Source organism: Metallosphaera javensis (ex Hofmann et al. 2022) (genome assembly GCF_022064045.1).
Classification (GTDB): Archaea; Thermoproteota; Thermoprotei_A; order Sulfolobales; family Sulfolobaceae; genus Metallosphaera; species Metallosphaera javensis.
On record NZ_JAKNCW010000007.1, the window covers coordinates 27,609 to 46,912 of the forward strand.

The 19,304-nt window shown below is 46.7% G+C and carries 20 protein-coding genes; 12 read left to right on the forward strand and 8 right to left on the reverse strand.

Annotated elements, in window-relative coordinates; all coding sequences use genetic code 11:
* Positions 1 to 24: 24 nt before the first annotated feature.
* Both L3N51_RS06570 and L3N51_RS06575 read right to left on the reverse strand, forming a co-directional pair.
* Positions 25 to 2,310: an ABC transporter substrate-binding protein gene (locus tag L3N51_RS06570; protein ID WP_238026225.1), complete on the reverse strand. Its 2,286-nt coding sequence runs from the start codon at positions 2,308 to 2,310 to the stop codon at positions 25 to 27.
* A 251-nt stretch (positions 2,311 to 2,561) separates the two neighbouring features.
* The gene (locus L3N51_RS06575; protein ID WP_238026226.1) at positions 2,562 to 3,722 is read right to left on the reverse strand and encodes a hypothetical protein; all 1,161 of its coding nucleotides are present in this window, start codon (positions 3,720 to 3,722) and stop codon (positions 2,562 to 2,564) included.
* A gap of 321 nt (positions 3,723 to 4,043) precedes the next feature.
* On the opposite strand from L3N51_RS06575, the gene L3N51_RS06580 reads away from it, so the two are divergent.
* The 7 genes from L3N51_RS06580 to L3N51_RS06605 all read left to right on the forward strand — a co-directional run bounded on the left by L3N51_RS06580 (position 4,044) and on the right by L3N51_RS06605 (position 9,708).
* On the forward strand, positions 4,044 to 5,048 hold the full coding sequence (locus L3N51_RS06580; RefSeq protein WP_238026227.1) for an ABC transporter permease: 1,005 nt from the start codon (positions 4,044 to 4,046) through the stop codon (positions 5,046 to 5,048).
* Entirely contained in the window at positions 5,045 to 6,457 is a 1,413-nt protein-coding gene (locus L3N51_RS06585) for an ABC transporter permease (RefSeq protein WP_238026228.1), read from the forward strand. The genes L3N51_RS06580 and L3N51_RS06585 overlap by 4 nt, the downstream gene beginning before the upstream one ends.
* A 1-nt stretch (position 6,458) precedes the next feature.
* Positions 6,459 to 7,445 (forward strand): ABC transporter ATP-binding protein, encoded by a 987-nt coding sequence (locus L3N51_RS06590; RefSeq protein ID WP_238026229.1) that lies wholly within the window; start codon positions 6,459 to 6,461, stop codon positions 7,443 to 7,445.
* Complete coding sequence (locus tag L3N51_RS06595) at positions 7,442 to 8,383, forward strand: ABC transporter ATP-binding protein (protein WP_238026230.1); 942 nt, start codon at positions 7,442 to 7,444, stop codon at positions 8,381 to 8,383. The genes L3N51_RS06590 and L3N51_RS06595 overlap by 4 nt, the downstream gene beginning before the upstream one ends.
* Positions 8,352 to 8,867, forward strand: a complete 516-nt coding sequence (locus L3N51_RS06600; protein ID WP_238026231.1) for a hypothetical protein — start codon at positions 8,352 to 8,354, stop codon at positions 8,865 to 8,867. The genes L3N51_RS06595 and L3N51_RS06600 overlap by 32 nt, the downstream gene beginning before the upstream one ends.
* A gap of 57 nt (positions 8,868 to 8,924) precedes the next feature.
* The gene (locus tag L3N51_RS12755; RefSeq protein WP_428846157.1) at positions 8,925 to 9,053 is read left to right on the forward strand and encodes a zinc-ribbon domain-containing protein; all 129 of its coding nucleotides are present in this window, start codon (positions 8,925 to 8,927) and stop codon (positions 9,051 to 9,053) included.
* Positions 9,054 to 9,192: 139 nt separating this feature from the next.
* Positions 9,193 to 9,708: a hypothetical protein gene (locus L3N51_RS06605; protein ID WP_238026232.1), complete on the forward strand. Its 516-nt coding sequence runs from the start codon at positions 9,193 to 9,195 to the stop codon at positions 9,706 to 9,708.
* Position 9,709: 1 nt separating this feature from the next.
* Here L3N51_RS06605 and L3N51_RS06610 read toward each other — a convergent pair whose 3' ends face one another.
* The gene (locus L3N51_RS06610) at positions 9,710 to 10,468 is read right to left on the reverse strand and encodes a dioxygenase family protein (protein WP_238026234.1); all 759 of its coding nucleotides are present in this window, start codon (positions 10,466 to 10,468) and stop codon (positions 9,710 to 9,712) included.
* Between the two features lie 103 nt (positions 10,469 to 10,571).
* Between L3N51_RS06610 and L3N51_RS06615 the strand changes: the two genes are divergently transcribed.
* Positions 10,572 to 10,901, forward strand: a complete 330-nt coding sequence (locus L3N51_RS06615) for a DsrE family protein (protein ID WP_238026235.1) — start codon at positions 10,572 to 10,574, stop codon at positions 10,899 to 10,901.
* Here L3N51_RS06615 and L3N51_RS06620 read toward each other — a convergent pair.
* From L3N51_RS06620 to L3N51_RS06630, 3 genes are all read right to left on the reverse strand, one after another.
* On the reverse strand, positions 10,898 to 12,097 hold the full coding sequence (locus tag L3N51_RS06620; RefSeq protein WP_238026236.1) for an NRAMP family divalent metal transporter: 1,200 nt from the start codon (positions 12,095 to 12,097) through the stop codon (positions 10,898 to 10,900). The two genes, L3N51_RS06615 and L3N51_RS06620, sit on opposite strands and share 4 nt — an antisense overlap.
* A 62-nt stretch (positions 12,098 to 12,159) precedes the next feature.
* Entirely contained in the window at positions 12,160 to 12,954 is a 795-nt protein-coding gene (locus tag L3N51_RS06625; protein ID WP_238026237.1) for an aldo/keto reductase, read from the reverse strand.
* Positions 12,955 to 12,998: 44 nt separating this feature from the next.
* Positions 12,999 to 13,748, reverse strand: coding sequence for a ParA family protein (locus L3N51_RS06630; protein WP_238026238.1), 750 nt, complete (start codon positions 13,746 to 13,748; stop codon positions 12,999 to 13,001).
* A 327-nt stretch (positions 13,749 to 14,075) separates the two neighbouring features.
* On the opposite strand from L3N51_RS06630, the gene L3N51_RS06635 reads away from it, so the two are divergent.
* The 4 genes from L3N51_RS06635 to L3N51_RS06650 all read left to right on the forward strand — a co-directional run bounded on the left by L3N51_RS06635 (position 14,076) and on the right by L3N51_RS06650 (position 16,537).
* A complete protein-coding gene (locus L3N51_RS06635; RefSeq protein WP_238026239.1) occupies positions 14,076 to 14,552 on the forward strand; it encodes a DUF4382 domain-containing protein in 477 nt (158 codons plus the stop codon).
* A gap of 207 nt (positions 14,553 to 14,759) precedes the next feature.
* Positions 14,760 to 14,975, forward strand: coding sequence for a hypothetical protein (locus L3N51_RS06640; protein WP_238026240.1), 216 nt, complete (start codon positions 14,760 to 14,762; stop codon positions 14,973 to 14,975).
* 158 nt (positions 14,976 to 15,133) lie between these two features.
* Entirely contained in the window at positions 15,134 to 16,054 is a 921-nt protein-coding gene (locus L3N51_RS06645; protein ID WP_238026241.1) for a lactate/malate dehydrogenase family protein, read from the forward strand.
* 114 nt (positions 16,055 to 16,168) lie between these two features.
* Positions 16,169 to 16,537, forward strand: a complete 369-nt coding sequence (locus L3N51_RS06650) for a single-stranded DNA-binding protein (RefSeq protein WP_238026243.1) — start codon at positions 16,169 to 16,171, stop codon at positions 16,535 to 16,537.
* A gap of 27 nt (positions 16,538 to 16,564) precedes the next feature.
* Here the strand turns inward: L3N51_RS06650 and L3N51_RS06655 are convergent, their stop codons facing one another.
* Positions 16,565 to 17,749: an MFS transporter gene (locus L3N51_RS06655; RefSeq protein WP_238026245.1), complete on the reverse strand. Its 1,185-nt coding sequence runs from the start codon at positions 17,747 to 17,749 to the stop codon at positions 16,565 to 16,567.
* Between the two features lie 70 nt (positions 17,750 to 17,819).
* The gene (locus tag L3N51_RS06660; protein ID WP_238026246.1) at positions 17,820 to 19,280 is read right to left on the reverse strand and encodes a CARDB domain-containing protein; all 1,461 of its coding nucleotides are present in this window, start codon (positions 19,278 to 19,280) and stop codon (positions 17,820 to 17,822) included.
* Between the last annotated feature and the right edge of the window lie 24 nt (positions 19,281 to 19,304).

The following is a 19,304-nucleotide window of genomic DNA, read 5'->3' on the forward strand; positions in this document are numbered from 1 at the left end:
AAAACTATATTGTCTTTAAGCAACCTACCTTCTCCTAACTATAGCTACAACGACTGCGATTATTACAATAACCACTACTACTCCTGCTACAACAGCTATAGTGGTTGTGGAGGATGTCGTCGTAGTTGTTGTTGGAGGTGGAGTCGTTGGAGGGGTAACCACATGAGGAGCACTGACGTTCAGTGAGCCGTACTTATATAGCTCCCTCGCCCCATTATCCCAAGTTACCTTGCTTACAATCTCATAAATTCCTGGCTTCAGGCCTGTGGTGTTAATTGTGCCCACGTAATTACCGGGCGAGATCATCTTCATCTGTACAGGAGCAGTTGCATTACCGTAACTCTCACCTGAGACGTTAAGGTACTTCAGCCACACGTACGCTGTTCCGTTAACCGGGTTGGCAACCAGAGAGGAAGTTGAGTTGTCCCACGTGTAGTACTGGAAGTTTGCGGTGAAGTTCACGGGAGTTCCAGCTGTTACATTCTGCAGGAAGATGAGCGGGTTAATCCTGAAGTAGTAGGGGTTATAGGTCACGGTCACTGTCTTGGCCTCGCTATTGAAGGACGAGAACATGTAGGGACCAGATGAGATTTCAGGTGCAAGGGTTGAGTGATACAATGTCACTACGTTCAGGGGAGCCAGTACATGGGCAGGCATTATTGGGTACTCCGTGAGGACTAGGTACTCATTAACGTAGGATGAGGAGTTGAGATAGAACACTATTTGATATGGGCCTGTTACGTTAGTCCACACGAGAGACGGAATGGTACCGAATAGATCAGTATTGATGAAGCCTTCGCTTGATAGGTAGGTGTAATTCAGCGTGACGCCATCGAAGGTATTGGTTCCCATCATTCCCGGAAGGTCATAGTACCAGACCGTGAAGTTAACGTCATAGGCTGTGAGTGGAACTCCATCTATCCAGGTGTCATTGTGGACAAGGTTTACCGTGATCACCTGTCCGTTCACGATCTTATCACCGTTGGGAAGGGTAAGGTTTACAGGTTTCTGTACAGTCCAGGAGGAGGCAACCCAGGGCAGTATCTGCGTGGGATTATTGAGGGGTGAGATACCAAGAGAATCATACATATCATCTAGCGTGTTGAAGGCGTAAAGGGATATGCTGGCGTAAATGTTGATGTGCCTGGGTAGGTCGCTGGAGATGGAGGAGAAGATGAACGTTCCATTCAACGCTTGGTTTGTGGGATGTACATCCATAATATTTATGGCATAGGTTGGAGTTCCGCTGGATAGATAGATGTAGTTAGCCCATCCAGGCAAATACACGGCCTGAATTCCGTTACTCCACGTGTAAATGACATATGGAAGCTGCTGCTGTAGGAGGTATTCCGCCTGCTTAGTGTAGTTAATCTCCTGAGACAGGGTCGGTGCGTTGAGGGCATTCTGTAGCATTTGATCTATTGTGGAATTGGAGAAACCTCCCACGTTACCAGGGGAAGTGTATATCCCGTTCATCCAGGAATTGGGGAACGGTCCCAGACTGATCCATCCAAATGTGGTCAAGTTAAAGTCGTTGAATGGTGGAGTGGTAGCTTGGGTTATTAAGGTGCCAAAGGTTTCTGACACAGGAGTTATTGATAGGTTAATGGCTGCCGCAGAATCGGATAGCAGATATGCAAACCTCTTTAGTATGTTTGGTGGGAAGGTGTAGTAGAAGGTCAGCTTGAGGGGTTGGCCGTTGTAGTACCATTGTCCGTTCTTGTGTGTTATCCCTGGTACCATCTCTAAGTACATCACTGCCCTGGTCAGGTTGTAGGACTCGTATTGCTGATAGTAGGACTCGACCTGCGGATTAAACCACTGCTTGTATACGCTCAGATCTGGGTTAACGAAGTAGGGCTCGTCGACTCCAAACACTCCATTATCCAGCACATAAGATGTTACGTTCTCTGGATTGATCAGGGAGCTGATAGCATATCTAAAATAGATATTTGAGGTGAGGTTGTTTCCGAAGGCGAATACAACCTGTCCAAAGCTTTCCTGTGGCGCTATGGCCAGAAAGGCAGTCTGATTATATGGGGCGGTCTTCAACTCATTGATCTCCGACACGTGCGTAAGCGAGATGAAGTCAACCTTTCCGTCGAGAAGGGCATTGAACTCATCAGTATGGGTTGTGTACGCATATGTATACTCTATTGTTCCCACCCAAGGCTCGTTATAAATCGCCTGAGAAGGCGTAAGAACGGGGGTGTTAAAGTTGGCAATGGCAAAGCTAGAAACCTCAACCGGTACTGCCATGATCATTGAAAATACTAGGATTAGGCTTGCAAGAATAAATAATCTATTCATTACACATCTCTCCCATTTAAAGTGAGAATGGTCATTGGATTTAAACTTTTTCATAGTAGACGAATAGCTTAGTGAAGTTCTTTTAATAGAATTAAAAGATTCTACTTATGTTCTAAGGTTATCTACGTAAATATTACACATAATGAGGTATTTTGGTATGAAGTATATTGGTCTGCTAAAGACTGCCTTTGCTATCAAGATAAGAAAACAACCCATAATATACCTTAATATACATATAAAAATATAAATACTTACGTTTTAATTATTATGATTACTCCCTCTCGGCCCTGAGATGAGGAAATGTAACCCCCGCCCAGTAAGTAGCCTGGGACTCCCAGAACTGAATTAACGCTAGTATTCAACTTGGAGAACACGGGTGATAGCATATGAAGGGATGATCCCCACAATATTACTCCTTCCTCCGATGCGATGCCTGAGAAGTTGTTGACAACTGGAATTCTTAGAGAAACAATGTATTTCCCGTCTCCGTAACCCACCGAATTTACCAGGCCTACCTGGTACTTTAACAGAATAAAATGGATCCCTGTCTGGTTAAGAATTCCTAGCATGGTCAAAGTGATGTGAGTATTGTTAAGGGAGTAGTTAAAGCCTCCAAACAGCCATCCAGCGGGAGTTGGTGCAGATGTAATAACGGCTCCCAAACCCTGAAAATTATCCGTAAAGTTAGTTCCATTGAAAATAGTAATGGTGTAATTAAATAAATGTGATCCGCCTATGAAGGACAGGGACTCATTGGACGAGAGTGTGAAGATCCCACTGCCCACACTGAGAGGTTTGTAAAGAATTGACGGATAATCTCCAGTAAGATCTGTTAAATTATTCGATAGCTTGAGCAGGAAAGGTACCTGAAAGGTACTGCTCCCCTCAATTACCAGGGAAGATCCTCCGATCAGCCAGAAGTTTTTCTGCCAGGTAACGGAGAATATTTGACCTGGGGTATAGAAACTGGGTATTTCACCCGATAGATTGTACACTTTCCCCTCGCTCATTAAAATTAAGGTGGGTTCCAGAACCGAGGTGTTCCCTTGCGGAACGTACCGTGCCCCGCCCAGCAGAAATGCTGATCCATTGTAACTTATAGAGTAAATTGATCCGTTAGCAAAGTATTGGCTGACGTTTAGAAATTCATAAGTATGGTTTTGGACATAGAAGAGACCCGCAACTCCTTGACTATGGTTACCAATTGCTGAAGAGCCCACGAATGCCACGACGCTGGGGGAGACCTCTATCATTTGATTGATCTCACTTACTCCTCCAATTATCACCGTGGAGTAACTGCTGGTTCTCAATTCCAGAAGTGTAATACCAACAGCGATTATTAGTATAGCCATAACAACCAACACAACGTTAGTGGGCCGCTTCTTATCCTTCTTCCTGCTTTCACGTTTCATTTAGCTTGATTCACTAAGCCCACATCGAGTTATTTAGATTTATTCCATACTAGTCCCTCTTTCTATGCATTAACGAGAAAAGTATCATTTAGATTAAATTATAATTTCTTTTTAAAAATGTTGTATTATGCATGTATTTGGAAATGTAAATCCACAGTGTACAAATGTTTGAAATTCCATTTGCAAGAAATAAAGGCTATATCACTAATAACTTGAATTGTTTAAAGTTTAGCATCCTCAGGTATTAACATTTCAGACAGTAATTTGAACGGAATAACATAAAGTTTTTTAACAATGATGGGGATATTTTTCTGATTAGTAATGTCTCTTCTTAGGTACCTAACGAAGAGAATAGCAGAGAGAATAGCCCTATTGTTTGGAATAATTATCTTTAATTTTATAATTTTCCAGGTACTCCCCACAATTTACGGAGTAAATCCTGCTGAACTATACGTTCCTCTGACTTACAAGGGTCTGCCTAGGAGTGAACTAGTGCAGGCATTGGATAATCAGTTCGGATTGAATCTTCCACTTGATGAGAGGTTTTTTGTATATATGAAGTCACTGTTAACCTTCCACCTGGGCATTTCCATGAGCTATCAGCAACCTGTCATATCCCTGATTGAAGCCAGGTTTCCTGTAACGGCACTTCTGGTAATCCCAAGCCTTATTCTAAGCACCATACTCGCCATAGTTCTGGGACTTTACTCCATATCAAGGCAGGGAAAGGTAGGAGATGTTGCAGTGAGTTTTACATCCATAATGACTTACTTCATTCCTGCCTTCTGGCTTGGGGAGATAGTTCTGTACTTCTTCGGATTCTACCTCAGGATATTTCCAACCAACCTAGCTGAGGCAATAACGTCCTCCAATGGTCACACCCTAGTTGGCGTAGCGTACTGGGTGGACCTTCTGAAGTTCCTGACTTTACCCATTCTCTTCATCACTGTCATTAGTTACGGTGTAAGAAATATACTCTTCAGGAATAACGGCGTCGAGTTGATGGGTAGCAACTTTGTGAACTATCTGAGAGCAAGGGGAATAGATGACAGAAAGATTCTTTACAAGCACATCACCAGAAATGCAGTAATACCCGTTGTAACAAGGGTTGGAATAGACATCGCTTTCCTATTTGCGGGAGTGGTTTTCATTGAGGATATCTTCAATATACCAGGCCTAGGAAGACTCCTGGTGAGGGGAGCTGAGAATCTCGACGTGCCATTACTGGGAGGAGACTTTTACATAATTAGTCTGTTTGCCGTGATAATTCTTCTTGCACTTGACCTGATCTATCCACTCATTGACCCCAGGGTGAAGTACGAGTGAACAAGGTAATAAGGGACCTGTTGAGCAGGAAAACGTTCATATTCTCCATTGTTGTGATCCTTTTCTTCGCCGCTATAGCACTTCTCGCTCCGGTGTTAACTTCATATAACAATCCCTACCAGGTCTCTCAACAGTTCGTTGCAGCTCCCTATGCAGTCCCCGCATGGGCCACGATCTTCCCCCAATATCACGATCTTCCCCCTGACGTTAGACTAACCCTAACTCCAGTCAGTGCCTCTGGAGTTACACCAGTGAACTCATCCTTTGTGAAGATCACTGTACCGGCTGGAGGGGAAGTCAACGTGACTTACCCCATTCGCTGGAACTGGAGTTCTCCCTACAACGTAATACTTTCATTTATCTTGCTTCCACCAGCGACAAGCGACTTCAACGTGAATCTATACATGAACAACATCAATATCATGGAGCTGTCACCTGTTCCCATACCACCCGCTGTGAGCGTAACGCCGGGGAAACCTAACTCCATAACGTTCTCATCACAAACAATAAATCCAAGCAATTCTCCGTACGTGAATTCTCTTCCCTTCCAGGACCAGCCCCTAGCGTCACTGGAGTTCCCCAGGGCTGTTTTACCTAGGCCAGGAATGTACTACTTGGTAATATCACTTCAGAACACGGGGAATTCACCTGAAACTTTCCTCCTTTCAAATCCCCACTACACCTCCCTTGGATACGCTTACGGAAGATTAGGAACCGATGATAACGGAGGTAGTGTGTTCTCGGAGTTTGTGTACGGAGCCAGATTTGACCTGTATCTAGCCCTCGTAGCATCTGCCCTGATCATTGGAATAGGTCTCATAATAGGTCTCCTTGCTGGCTACGTGGGAGGTTTCACGGACCTAACCCTGAATGCGCTGACCGACTTCTTCCTCTTGATACCTGGTTTACCTCTCCTGATCGTGCTGATCTCAATTTTTGATCTCACTGGTGTCATAGTTAACGTTAACAAGGCCGTTCTCATTTTACTAATAATCTCGTTCCTGTCATGGCCCGGTACGGCAAAGATAATTAGGGGACAAACTCTCAGCCTGAGGAGTAGAACCTTCGTGGAGGCTTCCAGGGCTCTGGGAGAAGGAAAGCTTAGAATACTGTTCCGACATATAGTTCCTAACTTGATGGGAATTCTATTTGCACAGCTAGCTTATGACGTGCCAGGTGTAATCTTAGCAGAGTCAGGTCTGGACTTCTTGGGTCTGGGAATTATAGGCTTCCCAACCTGGGGTAACATGCTTGGATTTGCGACTAACGACCTGTCCTTTGCAAACGGATTTGCATGGTGGTGGGTCCTTCCACCTGGAATTGGGATAATACTGTTAAGCACTGCCTTCTACTATTTCGGGACAGCCATGCTTGATGTGCTCAGCCCCTACAAGTTGAGAGGTGAGTGAAGTGATCTTTGAGGAATCCACGGACACTCTCCTTGAGGTCAACTCCCTGAAGACCTATTACACCACCAAGACGGGTTACGTTAAGGCCGTGGACGACGTTTCCCTGTTCCTGGATAGGTCCAAGGTACTGGGCGTGGCTGGGGAATCCGGGTGCGGGAAATCAACCCTTGTCACAACCATATTCAGGGTGATGCCAAGGAACGCTAGAGTTATGGGAGGAGAGGTGAAGTTCAAGGGACAGGACTTACTGAAGATGGACCTGAAGACCTTCAGGAAAGAGATAGTCTGGAAGGACATAGCCTATATCCCTCAGGCCTCCATGGATGTACTAGACCCGGTTTACAAGGTAAAGGATCAGATGCTTGAAACCATTCTGGCTCACGAGGATGTGTCCAGGGCTGAGGCCATGGAAAGGATATTCAGGACCCTTGAGAGCGTAGGAGTTCCTCAGGAGAAGGCGGACATGTTCCCCCACGAGCTTTCCGGAGGACAGAGACAGAGGGTAGTCATAGCCATGGCCCTCCTCCTCAATCCCTCCATGATAGTGTCAGACGAAGCGACCACAGCTCTGGACGTGATCACACAGGCCAAGATCCTTGAACTCATGAAGTCCCTTCAGGAGTCAAGAAAGTTCAGCATGATGTTCGTGACGCACGATCTATCCCTCCTTGCCAACGTGAGCGATAGCATTGCCATAATGTACGCCGGAAAGCTGGTGGAGTTTGGGGATGTGGAGAAGGTGTTCAGTAACCCGCTACACCCCTACACGCAACTTCTCATCAAGGCGATCCCGGACCTTAGGGTGAGGAAACAGAAGAAACTTGTGGCCATCCCAGGATTTCCACCTGACCTGGAGAACCCGCCCAAGGGTTGCAGGTTCGCCCCCAGATGTCCCTTAGCCATGCCAGTTTGCAGTGAGAAGGAGCCTGAATTCTCCAAGGTTGAGGGGTTCCATTACGTAGCATGCCACGCGGTGAACAAGAAATGATAGAGGGCAAAGATCTGAGGGTTTACTTCAAGTCCAGGGACATTGTAGTCAAGGCCCTGGATGGGGTTAACGTAAGCGTTAAGGACAGGGAGATCGTGGGAATAGTTGGGGAGTCGGGGAGTGGGAAAACCACGCTTGGTAGAACGATCCTGAACCTTCAGAAGCCTCTCTCAGGAGAGGTGTTGTGGAACGGGAAGAACGTGTTCAAGTTAAAGGGGAAAGAAGAAAAGGAATTCAGGAGGCAGAATCAGATCATCTATCAGAATCCCTATGAGGCTGTGGATATCAGACTCAAGGTATACGATATCGTGGCAGAAGGTCTAAGGGTTCACAATATTCCCAAGGACAAGGAAGAGGAGAGTAAAATAGTCATGGAGACTCTCAGGGATGTGGGGCTCACTCCAGAGGATGAATACGCTAAATCCCTCCCCAATCAACTGTCAGGAGGGCAACTCCAGAGGGTTGCCATAGCTAGGGCCCTTGTTCTGAACCCATCATTCATAGTTGCAGACGAGCCAGTATCAATGCTAGACATGTCCATAAGGGCTGGAGTGCTGGACATTTTCAAACGTCTCAGGGATGAGAGGGGGATCAGCATTATGATGATCACCCACGATATTTCCACCCTGGGATACGTGGCAGACAGGATTTACGTCATGTATCAGGGAAAGGTTATAGAACATGGGTCCACCGACGCTGTTCTCGATAAACCTCTCCATCCCTACACTCAGGCGTTAATCTCAGCAGTCCCGATTCCAGATCCCTCTGGGAGAACGAGCCTATTCTCGATTAAGGTAAAGGAAGAGATGGAACCCTATAACGGGAAAGGGTGCAGGTATTACCCAAGATGTCCATTCGCCATGGCATCTTGCAGGGAGAAGGAACCCAATCTATCGGGTGTTTCCAGTGACCACTACGTCGCATGCTTCCTATACTGAGGAGAGGTCCCTAGTCACGAGAAAGGAGCTAGTATTTTCCTCCATCTTTGTTGCTGTTGGAGGGTTAATTGGATCATTAACCGTCCCCGAACTTTACCTAATGCTGATTCCCCTATCTCTCCTTCTTTTGCTTTTCAGGGAATGGAAGCTTTTCAGGGGGATGAGTGAACTTAGGAGAACTGGGGTGTTAAGATTCGAGCCGAGATTCAGAACAAACAGGAAGGAGGCTAACAGAAGTTTGACCGTGGTTCTCCTTCTAATCGCTACACCCATGGTCCTCTCATTCTTTCTCCCTCCCCTTCCCTGGCTAGCTCTGACCATGGCCATCGTGATGTCGTGGCCGGCCTCCAACCTTCTGGAAGGGCTAACACAACTGGTTATTGAAAAGAGGACTGGTAGAAAGCTGAGGAAATTCTACAACTGGGCATCATTTAGGGATGAAGTGGTCATGAAGGATTACGGCTGGTCATTGAAGTTTGACTGATCCAGCTTGTAACCAGTTCGGGTGAGTGTTTAAAATAAATGCCGAGTAGATTGATCTATGAAAAAGTGTCCCAGATGCGGTTATGAGAACGACGACACGGCCAGCATCTGTGAAAAATGCAGATATCCGCTGACCCTCTCCACTGAGCCAGTTTTTCCCCACCAAGTGTCCCAGATGCGGTTATGAGAATCCTCCATGGACTGCCATATGTCAGAGATGCAGATATCCTCTAAGAATACCTACTCAAGTTCAGGTCGAGGAAACCGGAAGGGACAGATCCAGGGAGGAATCCATATCTAGGCTTAGGGATGGTGCCCTCTACCTCATGATCGGAGTGTTATTCCTACTGCTTACCCTGCCATCCATCAACCCCTTAATCCAGAGCATTTTCGGGTTAATCTCTGTGGTCTTCCTTGGTATGGGGACGGGTAGCTATTCTGTGGCATTAAGGCTCTTCGACGAGAGGCTAAGGAGCTCATCGCTACTCTCCTTCCTTCTCCTTCCTGGTTTCCTTCTCCTTGTGTCAGGAATAGGTATTGTAGAGCTAAACGTGACAAAACTTAATCTTACAGCTTTGGGAAAAAACCCCCTTGCGGTGGTTCTAATTGACCTAGGATTTGTCCTTTTCCTAGTGGGAGGACTGGGAATAACAGTGGGGGTTTACAGGATAGCTAACGCCTTAACTCGTCCAGCGCTCAAGGTAGGAGCCATACTAACCATGGTGGGACTGATCTCTTTCCTTCTCCTACCTGAGCTGGGATTTCTCCTCATGGGAGGCCAGTTCCTGATCTATCTGGAGTCCAGAACATTATTTCAAAAGGAAAAGGAGAACGCTCACTAACTCACTCAAACCTCGTCGCGAGCATGCTTACTCCTCCCCAGGGCACGTCATATCCCAGAATTTCTGCCCTCCTGGGCTTTACGAAACCAAGCACGGTATACAGGGGGTTAAGCAATCCCTCAGGTTGTGCCTCCACCCATATCCTGGACTTGGGCAATTCCATGATCTCGTCAAACTTCCCCTGCTTCAACAGTTCCATCAAGACTTGATCAAACTTGGATGGTCTTGGTTTAACCCCAAGATATAACCCGTCCAGTCTGTGGGTAGGTGATCCAGTCCCCAGGATCAGGACTCTCTTCCCAGCGGACGCTTTAGCTATAACTTCCCCCAGCTTGTAGTGCTCCTCGGGCGTTCCATCAGTGATGGAGATGGTCACAACTCTAAGCCCAGGGAACATGTAACTCAGGGGTATCCAGGCTCCGTGATCCAGTCCCCAGGACTGGTCTTCCTCCAGTTCCATCCCCTCCTCCCTTCCCACGCTGGCTATACGCTTGGCCAATTCCACATCGTTCTCAGCAGAGTAGCAGAACTTGTAGAGCTCGTCCGGGAATCCATAATAGTCCTGTATGCATTCCAGCCTCTCCTGAACCTCCACGAGATGTTTCCCGTTCCAGGATATGAAGTGTGGGCTGAGCACCACCACGGTTTCAGGGTTAACTTCCCTTCTGACTCTTTCCCCTATCTCCTTCATCAATTTCTTCCAGGGTATATCCTCAACTAGGATTGTTGGAGATCCATGTGATACGAAAAGGCCTATCATGGAAAACACTTTATTAGATAAACTAACTTTACAACCTAATAATTCTTTCTCCTTTCCTTCCCTGGGAAGATGTTAAATAGTGTTAAAACTAATTAATTTTGCCATGAAAGTAGTTTTCCTTGTAATGTCAGGAGATGAGAAACTGGGATTAGCTCTGAGAATGGCATATAACTCCATCAAGAACAAGAGATATGATGATCTGAAGTTGCTTTTCTTCGGACCAAGCCAGAAGGCATTAACCACCCTGCAGGGTGACCTTAAGAACATGTTTGAGGAAATGCTAAAGAACGGAAGTGTTGACTCAGCGTGTGTGGGCGTTGCGGAGAACATGGGAATAAAGGATACGCTACTGCAGATGGGGCTAAGACTAACCCCCATGGGTGAGACCCTATCCAAGTACGTGAACCAGGGCTATGAAGTAATCACGTTCTAAAGTATTGCGAGGAACCCGAACACGAGAACAAAGGCGAGGCTAGCCCAGTAAAGAAGGGATTGCATCCTTGTGTTTTTTAGATTTCCCATTACCTTCTCGTCTGATGAAATTATACCTTGAATAATCCCGGGACCAACCAGGGCCAGTACAAGAAAAACGAGGAGATTTAGCACCGTGCTGGCCAGTTCCTGTGTGGGCACAAGGGATATGGCCAACGCCGCTGGAACACTCTCTAGGAGGTAAACAATAAACGTCTTCTCCCTTCTAACCCCCAGCGCCTCCACTACTCCCCACGCACTACCAAGAGAGATCACTACAAGGGCTAGGAATGCTGCAGCCACCAGTCCAACCCCGAAAAAGATGGGAGATAGAGGACCCGCAAAGGAATCCAGCGTTCTAGAAATGGACTGAGGGGAGAGAAAGTTAGTGCTTGGATCTGCCCCGGCCATACTCATTTCCACTAGAACCATGAGAAGTTCAGTTGCGATCGCACCCACAGCAGTTTCAATTCTGATCCTGTTAACTGCAACGTTCTTGGGCACAAACTTCCTTGCTGAATACTTTATTGCCGTGGCCGATGCCTGAAAGAAAAGCATGAAAGGCATCACTACTGCCCCCACATTAGCTGCTAGCAGGAAAATGAAGCCGGGTGAAAGGGAAAACTGAAACAGGGGGTATGGTTTTATTCCGCTCTCCACGAGGACCAGGGCAAATCCCACGAAAAGAAGAGGGGAAATGAAAAGGAGAACCCTCTCCGCCTGCTCATATTTCCTTCCCAGAACCAAGAGCAGGTGTGCAGTGAAGATCAGGGGAACCGACACGATCACGGGCATCCCGAACACAGCTAGCCCAACTGCAGCCCCGGCGTATTCCACGGCGTACGTGAGAACGTCGGTTAACGCCATGGGTAAAGCCATCAGAAGGGACACCCTCCTTGAGTATCTCTCCCTGATTATCTCCCCCAATCCCTTCTCCGTGGCTATCCCAATCCTTCCTGACACCTCCTGGATGAAATAGAGCGGGATGGTCAGCAGTAACAGGAACCATACCAGCGAATACTTGAGCACGGCCCCCGTTTCAGCCGCCCCTATGGTACTGGAGGCGTCCATATCTGCCATCATGACCAGCCACGCGGGTCCGAACAGCACCAGCATATTTGTCCATTTACGATTCATCGTATTCCATTTACGATTCATCGTAAAGAATAGTTACTTTGTTAAATAAAAACTTTCGCCCTGAGGATTTAGGTGCTCATGAGCTACTTGGAGAGATAGAGATAGTCCTCCTCTTTCAGGTCCCATTCCAAGACCTTGGCTAGCTCATCCACATGTGCCTTTGTGGAAGCCTTGGGGATGGGTATGGCCCTTCTGGCAACGTAGTTCAAACCCACCTGAATTGGGGTTACCCCATACCTTTTTGCCACCTCTGCCAGCCTGGCATCCCTTGAAACTTCACCCCTACCCAGAGGGGAGTAGGCTATGACCTTGATGTTATTCCTCTCAAGGAAGGGAATGAGCTGAGCCTCTGGTTCCCTGTGAACGTAACTGTACTCTATTTCGTTGGCCTCAATCTGGTATCTGGAGGAAACCTCCATTGCCTCTTGCACTAGGGTAACGTCAAAGTTGCTCACTCCAATACACCTCACCACCCCGTCATCCACCAGCTTTTCCATGGCCCTTATGGTTTCCCTAAGGGGTACGCTGGGAGAAGGCCAGTGAATCAGGTAGAGGTCAATTGACTTAACGTTAAGCCTCCTCAAACTAGCCTTGGCGGACTTAATCACGTCATCGTAGGATAGGTGATTGTTCCATACCTTTGTGATGATGGTGAACTCCTCCTCATCGTAATCCTTCAGTGCCTGCCCCACCAGTTCCTCAGTGTGTCCTCCCCCATACATTTCTGCGGTATCAAACAGATTGATTCCTCTATCGTAGACGTAACGAAGCAACTCTATCCACTGAGGGTCCCTCGTTCTGTCAGCTGACCAGTAACCCCCTCCGATCTTCCATGTTCCAAATCCTATCTTGGATACCTTCTTATCACAGAGGTTCATAACCCGACTCTGCCAGTGCAAGTAAATAAGCATGAGGTTACTCATCACATTATTAACATGAAATCTGGAACTGGTTTAAACACATTACTTGCCAGCTCCTGAATTTGGGGAGGGATGAGAGAGACCGTAATACTTGAGGCGTTAAAAAGGGCCTCAATAAATGGCACTACAGCAACTATTCCCTTAAAGAGGTAAGCATAGGTCTCTGCTACCTCAAAGAAAGAGGGAATGGGCGGGACCATATTGATAACTGTTCCTAGAATCTCATCCTTATCATCCTTTATGGCGTTTAGGGTACTATCAACATCAAGCCTGTTCATGTCAGTTACGTAGATCTTTCTAATGTGAGTAGGTACCTTGATGCTCTCCGCTATGGTGTTTTGGAGAATTTTACTTCCCTCTCTGATATGAATTGATGAATCAATAACTATAACCCCAAATCTCTCCTGTATTGCGGAGGACATTATTCCTTCGAATTCCCCTCTTAACCTAGCATCGCTAAGAATCATGGACAGGGCATCATCTAGCTTACTACCATTCCCCAACATTTTAATTACCCTAATTGTCTGGTTCTCCACCTTTATGTCAGTCCAAAGATCTCCCTCGTGGCCCGATTGAATCGATGGAATCAATCCCTCCCCTCTTACCTCCATAAGGTAGGAGCTCCATCCTAGAGGATCCAAGTCGAGAAGGACAACGTTCTCTCCCCTCTTTGCCAGTGATAAGGCGAGAAGTGCAGAAATAGTGGATCTGCCAGCGCCTCCCTTCACACCCGTGGCTTCGATGATCAGCATTATTATCTCTTGGGAGGAACCTAATTTAAATGTTTGTAAGAAAATTTCACATGGATCTTCTATGAGGATTATGATAGATTAGATACAAAACTAACTGTAAGGACAAAGTTAAGTTATAACTTTCCTAGAGTTTAGTGCACTGTTGATCTAATGTAATTTACAAGTCTAGTGGCTTATCAAGGTTATCAGACCATAGATCGAGAATCATCAGTCTTGGAGCAAGTTTCACATGACATAGCGTATCACGATGAGTCAGAAGTGTGTAAAAGCCCCAATTTACCCCATGTACTGACAAACTTTTTTAATCATGGGTTTCAAACATTTTCTATGAAGGCGTGGTTAGTAGGAGTTGCGGTAGTGATACTCATAGTGGTGGGCTATTTTGGATATCAATTTTTGACCACAGGTCCCGTAACCATATATGCAGAGGACGCTCCAGGCGTGTCCGTCACCTTAACAATTACCTCCATAATGCTACATGAGGTGAATGGATCGTGGATTACGGTATCCAACAAAACCATTGTTTACACCTTAGGATCCAACCTAACACAACTTGTATCGGGAAGAATACCAGCAGGGAAATACAATGAGATATTTCTCTACATCAAGAATGCATCCACAACCGTCCTAGGAGTTAGAGTTACCATACCCAGTAACGTTCTGAAGATTCACTTCATTGCCGACAAGGACTTGATAGTATCTCCTACCCAGAGCGCTGAGGTCATAATTAGTTTCCCCCATGCTTCCATATCCAGCGGATCATTAATTATCTCACCGTCTATTACGGCGGAGGCAATAAACTAATTTCTCCAGTGGTTCTGTGAGGGTTAAAGATACCTCGTTTATTTCTTTGGGGGTTAAGAGGGTGGGAGACCCCAGTCTTGAGGGATGAATGGGCCCTGGTCTGGTTTGTTGTGTATTTCACGTTAAAGGCTTCTTAAACATGCAACAATATGAGGTGGCTCCGTAAATAGCCTAAAGAGAGGTTTTAAATGATAATGCGTAAATCGATTGTGGCCTGCCAAACTCCATTGTGCGGTGATGGCCGTAGGATGGCCACCTGGGGATGGAACCGAAGTCAAGCTTGCAGAGATCTATGCCATCTTGACCCTCCCACACAGGACATCAGGGATGGGTTACATTCGACACTATGGGTGGAGGGGATATATCATGGTCAATGAGCCAAGAAGCCCTATCCGTGAGGGTGGGGTAGTTTACTTCATTTAGCATCCAGACTTAACACAATGTAATTGGGATATCGTCTTGTGAACGTTATCTGGCAGGTTAACATGCTTAGTTTTCTCTTCATTACGAAATGCACAATTTCAACGTAGAGGACTCTCCTAAGCTTTAATAAAACCGTTTCAAATCTATAATGAGCAAAAATGGCCAAGGTAGGTTTCATAGGAGCGGGAAAAATTGGGCAAACCATAGCTTACTCGGCCTTAGTGAGCGGAGCTGTGGATGAGGCCATCATTTATGATATAATACCTGAACTTCCCGACAAGTTTGAACATGAACTCAGACACGCCTTTGCGACCAAGGGAATAAAGGCCGAAGTTCTGGGAACCAACTCCCTTGACGATGTGTCAGGAATGGATATCGTTGTCATATCTGCAGGCAAACCCAGGAAGCCTGGAATGAGCAGAAGGGATCTATTCGTGGACAATGCCAAGATCATGATAGACCTAGCTCAGAAACTTCCTCCCAAGAATCCGGGAGCCATCTACTTGATGGTGGCGAACCCTGTGGATATGATGGCTTCGGTGTTCATGAAGTACTCCAAGCAGTTCACCATTAGCGCAGGAGACCAAGTGGAAACCATGAGAATGAGGTCGTTTATAGCGAAGAAGCTCAAGATACCAGTGACCGCCGTGGATGGGTTTGTGGGAGGCGAGCACGGTGAAGACGCCGTAGTTCTCTGGAGTACCGTGAAGATCAAGGGAAAGCCTGCGGACGAGTTCAGTATCAATAAGGATGAGGTGAGTGACTACGTTAAGAAGATACCGGGAGAAATCATCAGGGTAATAGGTGGGACCACCTGGGGTCCGGGTACCATCATAGCTGACATCATAAAGTCCATAGCGTTCAGCGAAAACAGAGTAATGAGCATCGCGACTCCCAAGGAGTATGAGAAGGAGATAATACACGTTAGTGCACCTACAGTGGTGGGATCCAGCATAGGACCTTCACTGGAGCCACTTCTTGACGAGAAGGATAGGTGGCATCTAAACTCCGCTATGAAGGACTTCTATGAGGTGTATAAGGAAAATCTTAAGCAACTTGAGCAGGCCACAAAAGCCTAGTCAGTTTTTTCCTACTAGACCACGCCCTTTTAGTGGATCTGTCCAGGTGATCTAGAAGGAACTTTTACACTACTTTAATATCCACGACGTCCAATAAAGATTAGGTACAAAAAATTGAAAGTAAAAGACCTAGAGCCCAGAAGAAGGGCAGACGTGACTGTAAAGGTAGTTAGCCTCGGAGAGAAGAGGAACGTAATAGGAAAGGACGGTTCTTCCCATCAGGTGATGGACGTCCTAGTTGGGGATGAGACAGGTTCCATCCTCATGAGTGTGTGGGATTCCAACATTCAAAAGGTTTCCCAGGGAAAGGTGTTCGCCATAGAGGACGGCTTCGTTTCGGTGCACAGGGGATCCATGAGGTTATCCCTTGGGAGAACCGGGAAGATGGTGGAGACTCAGGGAACCTTTGAGGTAAACACTCAAAACAACGTGTCTAACAAGGTTATTGAGGACGAACCTAGGAGAAGGTATGGAAGGTATTAAAAGATTCCCTTTTTTGTTTTTATTTTCTTAGTTTAAAGTTGAGACCTTTAGGGTTTCTGGTCCAACTCCCAAACCTATCCCTGCGATCAGCGCTCCCAGTCCTAGAATAATGACTGCCGAATGTGATACTGAAGTTACCGTGGAAAGTTGAGAAATGAACAGCTGAGTGAAACCCGCAATTATGAAAGCGCCATTATACGAGAAACCCACACCCGTTGCCCTGCTGAAGGTCTTGAATCTTTCAGCTAGGTAGCTGGGCGAGATTGCTGAGGCCAAGTTCATTCCAAATCCGAACAGCATCATGGATGAAAGTGTTGGGGAGCCAGCTAGATAGAACCAGGAGGCAGTGATCAATCCAATCACCACTCCCGCAATACCCATGACCTTTCTTCCCAGGAAGTCTGAAAGCAGTCCCGACAGAACCATTGCGGGTATGCCGACCACGTTCATGATCAGTGCCAGAAACCCGTATTCCTGGGGAGGTAGATGAAGGACCTGACCAAGGTAAACCGGTATAAATTGTGGACCGGCATATATCATTACCCAGAAACCTATCATGACCAAGATGGTTTGCCATAGCGGGGATAAACCCTTGATGGGGTAGTCCTTCTGGGCCTCGACGTATATCCTGGGTTCGCTCACCTTTACCCGGATCAAAAGGGCCAGTGCGGCCGGGATCACTCCTATGAAGAATATGTACCTCCAACCAGTGACGAAGAAGCTCGGGGTTCTGGCCAGTGTGGTGAATAGGAGATCCACAATCACGAACCCCAGCAGAGTGCCCGACTGCATGACCCCTGAGAGTAGACCTCTCCATCTAGAGACGCTTTCCATGGCTAGTGTGAACGAGCTGGACACATCTCCACCTATGAAGATACCCTGAACTATCCTCAGCAGTGACACCGTAACAGGTGCCAGTATGCCTATCTGGGCATAAGGCGGGATCAGTCCTGTGAGACCAATGGACAGGGAGTAACCCAGGACTGTAATGATGAGCGCCTTCTTCCTCCCCTGAAGGTCAGCAAAAAACCCGAAAAGGAAACCACCCAGAGGTCTGGTGACCACGGTGAAAATGATGGGCAAAACTGCACCCAGCAGACCCAGGGTAGGATAGAACACCTTCTCCAGAACAGTAGCCGTTATTACCACAGCTCCAAGGTCATAAGAGTCCATTACCCACGACAGATATGCGCCTATGAAATTGGACTTCATGAGGCGTGGAATAGAAATTATAATTTAAAAACTTGATTGCGAAAAAGCTGGATAAAAAGGAAAATAAAAATTATTTCCTTCTTAGGAAGATCACTGCTATCGCAATAATCACGATAACAATGACAGCTATTCCAATTATAAGGGTAGTGTTGGACGAGCTTGAGCTGGGCTTTGGTGTTGGAGGTGACGTGGTGTTAGTCGTGGTGGGAGTTGTGGTGTTGGTCTTGGTGGGAGTTGTGGTATTAGTCGTGGTGTTAGTGCTAGTGGTTGTCTTCGTGGTCGTGGGTTGCTGTATTACAGTGAACTGTGAGGAGGAGTTATAGACAGGAACCTCTCCCTTGGGAGTTGAGGAGTACGTTGTTAATGAGACGGAAAGTGGGCTTGTGGAGTTGAGGTTAATGAGAAGAGTGAAGTTTTCGGCTTGACCGGGCTTCAGTGTGTAGTTGAGGGCCTTGTTTAGAACTGTTATTGAGCCCTGAGAAGCCACAACTAGAACGTAGCCTTGACCCGTAGCGTTACCTTCGTTCTTAACTCCGACAATCAGATCGTAGGTGGTGTTGGTCTTCAATTGAGTGACCTGCTGGCCGTTATACGAAATATAAAGCGTTGCAACAGGCCTGAACACCAGGGGTAGGAATGTCACCTGCACCGTGATTGAGCCATTTACCACCGTGAGCTTACCCGTGACTGTCTTGGCCAAGTATCCGGTTACGTTTCCAATTGTGTAGGTGTAAGTTCCTGACGGTACCTGGAAAGTGATCGTGTTAGAGGTGGAGGACTTAACAGTTCCGTTAAGAGTTACAGACCATTCAGTGCCCTGCGCAAGACCCGTCTCAACAAAACTTACATTGTATGTCTTTTGAGGGGATACACCCACGTATAGGGGGTAAGAGGCTGATATCGAGATATTTGGACTAGCCTTAACGTTCACCAGGAATGTATAGATGCCTGACGTGCTTGGGGTCCAGACAAAGGAGAGGGTATCCGTAGCTCCAGGAGATATACTTGCTATGGGAACATCAGAGGTAACTAACTTTCCATTGAGAAGAATAGTCTCGTTGGCCTCAGCCAGCGCGTTAACGTTTCCCTGGTTCTGTACATCAACTCCCACCACGTATGAAGTGCCTGGTTGTAACTCTGTCACGGTAGTCCCTGTACTCTGTTGCACAACCTCCAGTTTCGTTATCACCAGCTTCACAAAGGGTAACGCGAAGGTGACGTTTATTGTGAGCGACGAGTTAACCAGTATCTGGCCCTGGGATGGAGTGGGGATGTATCTGCCCACATCAGGGATTGAGAAGGATGGATAGGCCTCTCCCTGAACCTGAAATGTTATCTCATTGGTCGTGGAGTTCTTAGTTTGCCCGTTAAAAGTGACGGACCACATAGTTCCAGCAGGTAACCCGCTCTCCACAAAGGTAACGTTGTATGTAGGGGTAGTAGAGGCTTCTACGCTAAAGGTTCCAGCAATTAGGCCAATGAAGGACCACATGAGTAGGAACAGTAGTGAGAATCCTAAGATTTGTCTCATGATCTCAACCTTTTTTTGAGCACC

Coding starts and splice junctions, on each gene's coding strand:
- L3N51_RS06570 (WP_238026225.1), bottom strand. CDS start 2,310: ATGAATAGATTATTTATTCTTGCAAGCCTAATCCTAGTATTTTCAATG.
- L3N51_RS06575 (WP_238026226.1), bottom strand. CDS start 3,722: ATGAAACGTGAAAGCAGGAAGAAGGATAAGAAGCGGCCCACTAACGTT.
- L3N51_RS06580 (WP_238026227.1), top strand. CDS start 4,044: ATGTCTCTTCTTAGGTACCTAACGAAGAGAATAGCAGAGAGAATAGCC.
- L3N51_RS06595 (WP_238026230.1), top strand. CDS start 7,442: ATGATAGAGGGCAAAGATCTGAGGGTTTACTTCAAGTCCAGGGACATT.
- L3N51_RS12755 (WP_428846157.1), top strand. CDS start 8,925: ATGAAAAAGTGTCCCAGATGCGGTTATGAGAACGACGACACGGCCAGC.
- L3N51_RS06605 (WP_238026232.1), top strand. CDS start 9,193: ATGATCGGAGTGTTATTCCTACTGCTTACCCTGCCATCCATCAACCCC.
- L3N51_RS06610 (WP_238026234.1), bottom strand. CDS start 10,468: ATGATAGGCCTTTTCGTATCACATGGATCTCCAACAATCCTAGTTGAG.
- L3N51_RS06615 (WP_238026235.1), top strand. CDS start 10,572: ATGAAAGTAGTTTTCCTTGTAATGTCAGGAGATGAGAAACTGGGATTA.
- L3N51_RS06620 (WP_238026236.1), bottom strand. CDS start 12,097: ATGAATCGTAAATGGAATACGATGAATCGTAAATGGACAAATATGCTG.
- L3N51_RS06625 (WP_238026237.1), bottom strand. CDS start 12,954: ATGAACCTCTGTGATAAGAAGGTATCCAAGATAGGATTTGGAACATGG.
- L3N51_RS06630 (WP_238026238.1), bottom strand. CDS start 13,748: ATGCTGATCATCGAAGCCACGGGTGTGAAGGGAGGCGCTGGCAGATCC.
- L3N51_RS06635 (WP_238026239.1), top strand. CDS start 14,076: ATGAAGGCGTGGTTAGTAGGAGTTGCGGTAGTGATACTCATAGTGGTG.
- L3N51_RS06645 (WP_238026241.1), top strand. CDS start 15,134: ATGGCCAAGGTAGGTTTCATAGGAGCGGGAAAAATTGGGCAAACCATA.
- L3N51_RS06655 (WP_238026245.1), bottom strand. CDS start 17,749: ATGAAGTCCAATTTCATAGGCGCATATCTGTCGTGGGTAATGGACTCT.
- L3N51_RS06660 (WP_238026246.1), bottom strand. CDS start 19,280: ATGAGACAAATCTTAGGATTCTCACTACTGTTCCTACTCATGTGGTCC.